The organism is Streptomyces hilarionis, from assembly GCF_024539675.1.
Classification (GTDB): Bacteria; Actinomycetota; Actinomycetes; order Streptomycetales; family Streptomycetaceae; genus Streptomyces; species Streptomyces hilarionis.
Genome location: NZ_JAHHIT010000488.1, coordinates 1 through 399 on the forward strand (window position 1 = coordinate 1; position 399 = coordinate 399).

Annotated in this window: 1 protein-coding gene; it reads left to right on the forward strand. The window is 41.1% G+C overall.

Translation table 11 applies throughout. The features are described 5' to 3' along the window. Nucleotides 1–128: 128 nt before the first annotated feature. Nucleotides 129–399, forward strand: a 271-nt coding sequence (locus KMS84_RS39235; protein ID WP_256921401.1) for a putative ATP-dependent zinc protease, incomplete at its 3' end; no start/stop codon positions are given.

Sequence of the window (399 nt, forward strand, 5' to 3'; positions counted from 1 at the left end):
TATGTGAAAAATAAAATATCATTCTGGAGGTCAATGTTCTTTCGTTCGTTCGATAAAGTGTTGGATGTTGCATCAAAAACTAAATGTACTTTTACTTGTGTCTATTCGTCTATTAATAGGGGCGCTCGATGATTTGGAAGGTTTTCAACTGGGCTGCGCTACCGATATTTTTTGCTTTAACAGCGTCACCTGCTTTTTCAGCAACCACCAAGACAGAAAAAGTCTTTGGCTGGGTCGAAGAAGGAATAATTTTACCGGAAAGTATTACCGTAAAAGTAAAGCTGGATACTGGCGCCCTTACTTCATCCATGGATGCGAAAGACTTGGAACGGTACCGGAAAGACGGAGAAGAGTGGGTGCGTTTCAAAGTCGAGGTCAAAGACACCAAAACTAGAAAAC